This window comes from Flavobacterium sp., from assembly GCF_013822155.1.
GTDB lineage: Bacteria > Bacteroidota > Bacteroidia > Flavobacteriales > Flavobacteriaceae > Flavobacterium.
Window position 1 is genome coordinate 1 of record NZ_PNJW01000094.1, and the last position, 5,490, is coordinate 5,490.

General features: G+C 31.8%; 7 protein-coding genes. All 7 read left to right on the plus strand.

Features of this window, described 5'->3' with window-relative positions:
- Window positions 1-241, plus strand: a 241-nt coding sequence (locus C0512_RS14475; RefSeq protein ID WP_290862812.1) for a T9SS type A sorting domain-containing protein, incomplete at its 5' end; no start/stop codon positions are given.
- A 68-nt stretch (window positions 242-309) separates the two neighbouring features.
- Window positions 310-741, plus strand: a complete 432-nt coding sequence (locus C0512_RS14480; RefSeq protein ID WP_290862813.1) for a GNAT family N-acetyltransferase — start codon at window positions 310-312, stop codon at window positions 739-741.
- Window positions 741-1,160 carry a hypothetical protein gene (locus C0512_RS14485; protein ID WP_290862815.1) on the plus strand — a complete coding sequence of 140 codons (420 nt, stop codon included), beginning with the start codon at window positions 741-743 and terminating at the stop codon, window positions 1,158-1,160. The genes C0512_RS14480 and C0512_RS14485 overlap by 1 nt, the downstream gene beginning before the upstream one ends.
- Window positions 1,161-1,334: 174 nt before the next feature.
- On the plus strand, window positions 1,335-2,804 hold the full coding sequence (locus C0512_RS14490) for an oligosaccharide flippase family protein (protein WP_290862817.1): 1,470 nt from the start codon (window positions 1,335-1,337) through the stop codon (window positions 2,802-2,804).
- Entirely contained in the window at window positions 2,805-3,239 is a 435-nt protein-coding gene (dut, locus tag C0512_RS14495; RefSeq protein WP_290862819.1) for a dUTP diphosphatase, read from the plus strand.
- A 78-nt stretch (window positions 3,240-3,317) separates the two neighbouring features.
- Window positions 3,318-4,328, plus strand: a complete 1,011-nt coding sequence (locus tag C0512_RS14500; RefSeq protein WP_290862822.1) for a sugar phosphate nucleotidyltransferase — start codon at window positions 3,318-3,320, stop codon at window positions 4,326-4,328.
- A gap of 61 nt (window positions 4,329-4,389) precedes the next feature.
- The coding region (locus C0512_RS14505; protein ID WP_290862824.1) for a tetratricopeptide repeat protein at window positions 4,390-5,490 on the plus strand (1,101 nt) is incomplete at its 3' end.

Here is a 5,490-nt window from a genome sequence, read left to right on the forward strand (position 1 = left end):
TCAAGAATTTACAAAAAAACAAATTGCAATTTACCCAAACCCTGTAAACGATGTTCTAAACATCAATTTAGAACACAGTATCATTTCATCGGTTACAATTTTTAATACATTGGGTCAAAAAGTATATTTTAGTTATTCAACGACCAGCCAAATAGATGTTTCAAAACTGGAGGCCGGAGCTTATTTTTTAAAAGTGGATGGTTTGGAAGGTGAGTATTATGGTAGGTTTGTGAAGAAGTAGATGGATTGATAGTCAAATAAATAAGATACTTTTTTATCTTTGGAAAACTAGTTTTGTACCTATTAAAAATGATTCAACTAAAAGAACTCACAACCAAAGCAGAAATGCTTAAACAATTGCCCTTAATTCAGCAGTTGTATCCTGATTTTACAATACAGATTTATGCAGATTTGTTAGATGAAATGTTGCCAAACAATTATAAACAAGTCATTATTTTAGAAGATGATAATAGCATTGGCTTATCCGGTTTTTGGGTGGGAACTAAGTTATGGTGTGGAAAATATTTAGAATTAGATAATGTAATTGTTCATCCCAATCATCGTTCTAAAGGTATTGGCAAATTGCTCACGGAATATTTAAACCAAAAAGCTGTTGAAATGGGTTGTAAAGTGGTCGCTTTAGATGCTTATACCAATAATTTTCCTGCCCATAAATTTTATTACAACCATGGTTTTGTGCCAAAAGGGTTTCATTTCGTTAAATTTTTGGAAGAAAAATAATGAATAAATTACTAATCTTACTACTATTCTTTCTTCTTAGCTGTGCTCCCAAAGAAGCATTCCAGCAAGAATTTCCTGTTGTGATTTCTAACTATTATTACTCAAACAATGGAAATAAAATTATTTTTATTGTCCAATTTGAAAAAGCAATTCCTGCTGAAATTCAACTTCAATCACTTTATTTCAGGAATCAAAAAACAGTAGTAGAAAAAATTTCCGATCAAAATTTCCAAGCCGTTTTTGTCAAACCTGATTTAATTTTTGATTCAAATCCAGAAAAAGAATATGGGAATGAACCTCCTACTATTCAAAAATCTCAATTCAACTTAAAACCGACTGAAGCTGTTTTAGAATTTAAACAAGCCGGAATAGTAAAACACTATAAGTTTAGAGATGTAGTTGAAAGGGCTACAAATTAGCCAACTCAAATTTCAAAAACAAGATTATTTATTATTCTATAGGATTTGTGAAACATTGTAAAATAAGTAAAGCACAAAGTTTCTACTAAGATATTCAAAGAAATTTAAAACCAATGAATCAATCCCTTTACATTTTTTTAAACTAAATTTGAGCAATAAAACTAAAGAATTCTTTTGGGTATTTATAAATCACTTTTTAAACAAACGGCCATTTATGGGTTAGCAACCGTGCTTCCCAGAATGTTCAGTTTTATTTTAGTACCTCTTTACACCAATCCAGCTGTTTTAAACGTTCAGGAATATGGCGAAGTGTCTGTTATTTTTTCTTGGATGGTGTTGTTTAATGTGATTCTTGCTTACGGAATGGAAACCGCTTTTTTTCGTTTTTACAATAGTGATAATGATAAAAAATCGGTCATTGGAACAGCTACTGTTTCTATTTTTTGGACAACGATGGTTTTTTTAATTGGGTCACTTTTATTCAGAAATAAGATTGCCCACTTTACGCATATTGAGGTTGAATATATTACTTATACCATTTGGATTTTGGTGTTAGATGCTTTAGTGATTATTCCATTTTCTAAACTTAGGGCTTATCAACGACCCATTGCTTACGCGATGGTTAAAATTGGTAATGTGGTTGTAAACCTTGCTCTAAATCTTTTCTTTTTATTGTATTTACCTAAAATTGCCCTTTCAAATCCCGATGGGTTTTTGGCAAGTATCTATATTGAAAATTTTCAAATTGGCTATATTTTCGTCGCTAATGTAATTGCAAGTTTGTTAACGCTGATAGTTGTTTTGCCCAATTATATGCACATTCAATGGCATTTTGATTTTAAGTTATGGAAACGAATGATGAACTATGCTCTTCCAATTTTGGTTGCCGGTATTGCATTTGCCATCAATGAAACATTCGACAGAATTTTACTTGATTATTTATTACCTAAAAACATCGCTAAAATTGACGTTGGAGCTTATTCTGCCTGTTATAAATTAGCCTTATTTATGACACTATTTGCCACAGCATTTCGTTTAGGAATAGAACCCTTTTTCTTTAGTCACGCCAATAATGAAGAAGCTCCAAAAACCTATGCAATGATTACCAAATATTTCATCATTTTTGGTTCGATTATTTTATTGGCTGTGATTGTATTTGCCGATCTTTTAAAAGTGCTTATTATTCGAGACGATTCCTATTGGGAAGCCATGAAAGTAGTTCCGTTGATTATTTTAGCAAATTTCTTTTTGGGAATTTATCATAATTTATCTGTTTGGTATAAATTGACTGATAAAACAAAAATGGGAGCCTATATTTCCATTGTTGGGGCAATAGTAACCCTAGTGTTAAACTTTTTATTAATAGCAAATTACAGTTATGTGGGTTCAGCCATTGCAACTATTGCAGCCTATGGGAGCATGATGATAATATCTTATTATTTAGGGAATCGTTATTATCCTATACCCTATGATATGAAAAAAATTCTTCTTTATTTAGGTCTTTCCATTTTGTTTTCAACCATTTATTTTTATGGATTTAGAGAAAATTACTTTGTTGGAATTGGATTTTTAATACTTTTCATTTATTTTGTATATCGAAATGAAAAACCCACCCTATTACGAATATTGAAAAAAACAATATAAATGCAAATTAACATTATTAATAACTCACAACATCCTTTGCCAAATTACGAAACAGTAGCTTCTGCAGGTATGGATTTAAGAGCAAACTTAACGGAATCAATTATACTAAAGTCGTTAGAACGAACTATTGTAAAAACCGGATTGTTTATTGAATTACCAATAGGATATGAAGCACAAGTTCGTCCACGTAGTGGTTTAGCTGCAAAAAAAGGAATCACTGTTTTGAATTCTCCCGGAACAATTGATGCCGATTATCGTGGAGAAATCGGAGTGATTTTAGTAAATTTATCTACTGAGGATTTTGTAATTGAAAATGGTGAGCGAGTGGCTCAATTGGTTATTGCCAAACATGAACGTGCCGAATGGATAGAAGTAACGGAATTATCTGAAACTTCCAGAGGTTCCGGTGGTTTTGGAAGCACAGGAGTAAAATAGCCGTTGGCTTCAGCCAATGGAAGAAAAAACAAAAATAAATTACCGTTGGCTTCAGCCAATGGAAGAAAAAACAAAAACATGAAAATAATAGTTCCCATGGCCGGACGCGGCTCACGATTAAGACCACACACCTTAACGGTTCCAAAACCATTAATTCCAATTGCAGGAAAACCAATTGTTCATCGATTAGTGGAAGACATTGCCGGTGTACTGAATCAACAAATTGAAGAAATAGCTTTTATCATTCATAAAGATTTTGGTAAACAAGTTGAAAAAGATTTAGTTTCCATTGCTGAAAAATTAGGAGCAAAAGGAACCATTTGCTACCAAAATGAGGCATTGGGAACCGCTCATGCCATTATGTGTGCGAAAGAAAGTATGTCAGGACCAATTGTTGTTGCCTATGCAGATACACTTTTTCGAGCTGATTTTACGTTAGACACTTCAGCAGATAGTGTGATTTGGGTAAAACAAGTGGATGATCCAAGTGCATTTGGTGTTGTTCAGCTCAATAAACATAATCAAATTGTAGATTTTGTTGAAAAACCAAAGGAGTTTATCTCTGATTTAGCCATTATAGGAATATATTATTTTAAAAGTGGTGAAACTCTTCGCAAAGAATTACAATTTTTATTGGATAATAATGTAGTAAAAGGAGGCGAATATCAATTGACCGATGCGTTGGAAAACATGAAACAAAAAGGACTGAAATTTGTTCCCGGAAAAGTAGATGAGTGGATGGATTGCGGCAATAAAAATGTAACGGTAGAAACCAATACCAGAATGTTGAATTTCTTGCATCAGGATGGTGAAAAATTGATTTCAAAAGTATTAGTTTCTGAAAACTCAACCATCATTGAACCTTGTTTTATTGGGGATAATGTAGTGCTTAAAAACACCACAATAGGACCAAATGTGTCGTTAGGAACCGGATGTAAAGTAGAAAATTCAACTATAAAAAATAGTTTGGTTCAAAATTTGACAGTAATAAAAAATGCAAACCTTGACAACGCCATGATTGGCAGTCATGTTTCTTTTGATGGAAATTTTACAAGTATTAGTATTGGTGATTATTCTGTTTTAGAATAAAAATTTTTAATAAAGTGCTCGCTCTTTCTCTCCTTTGGAGAGGGGTTGTGGGTCAGGTATAATGAAAAAAAAATTATTTCATATCTTACTTTTTGTTGGAATTTTATTCCAATGTAATGTTGCTTTTTCACAAGGAGAGCCTGAAGATATTGCATTAGATAATGATGAATTCCAAAATTCATTTTATGAATCTTTACGTGAAAAAGGAATTGAAAATTATGACAAAGCCATCAATGCGATGCAAAAATGTTTGCAATTACAACCTAATAATCCGGTTGTACATTTCGAATTAGGTAAAAATTATTTCTATCAAAAAGAATATACAAGTGCTTATAATAGTTTTGAAAAAGCAACTCAACTCGATCCGTCTAACCGATGGTATTGGGTTGGCCTATATGATGTGTCCTATGCCACCCGAAATTATGATAATGCGATTATCATTATCAAAAAACTGATTGAATTTAAAAAAGAATACAAAGAAGATTTAGTTTCGCTTTACATGTTTACACAACAGTATGATAAAGCATTGGAATTGATAAATGAGTTAACAGAAACGGTTGGTAAAACAGAAATCAGAGAACAATTTCGTGCCCAAATAATGACGGCAACAAAATACCAAGGAATTGAATCAGAGAAACTTTTAGAAGCTATCAAAAATAATCCGAAAGAAGAATCCAATTATGTGGCACTGATTTATTTATATTCAGAAAACAACCAAGAAGAAAAAGCATTGGAAATTGCAAAGTTGCTGGAAAAAGAAATTCCAAGTTCTGATTGGGCACAAGTGAGTTTGTTTAAGTTCAATTTAGAAAAAGAAGATGGAGCTAATGCTGCATTGGCTATGCATAAGATTTTGAATAGTCCGAAAATTGATCAAAAAATAAAACACCGTGTTTTTAATGAATTTTTAATTTTTGCTAAAAATAATCCGGAATATACACTCGATTTGGAAAAAGCGATTCATTATTTTAAAGATGATAGAGAGGTAAAAGTGGCTAAAGAAGTTGGAAAATTTTATCAAAACAAACAGGATTGGCCTAACGCAGTGAAATATTATGAACTGTTTACTAATTCAAATCCTGAAGACCTTGAAAATATTCTTTTATTAATGAATGGATATGTTCATACCAATCAATTTAGTATTTTATTGAAAAAATCAGAA

Bases quoted from the DNA above. Each gene is read 5' to 3' on its own strand.
- C0512_RS14480 (WP_290862813.1), top strand. From the start codon at position 310: ATGATTCAACTAAAAGAACTCACAACCAAAGCAGAAATGCTTAAACAA.
- C0512_RS14485 (WP_290862815.1), top strand. From the start codon at position 741: ATGAATAAATTACTAATCTTACTACTATTCTTTCTTCTTAGCTGTGCT.
- dut (WP_290862819.1), top strand. From the start codon at position 2,805: ATGCAAATTAACATTATTAATAACTCACAACATCCTTTGCCAAATTAC.
- C0512_RS14500 (WP_290862822.1), top strand. From the start codon at position 3,318: ATGAAAATAATAGTTCCCATGGCCGGACGCGGCTCACGATTAAGACCA.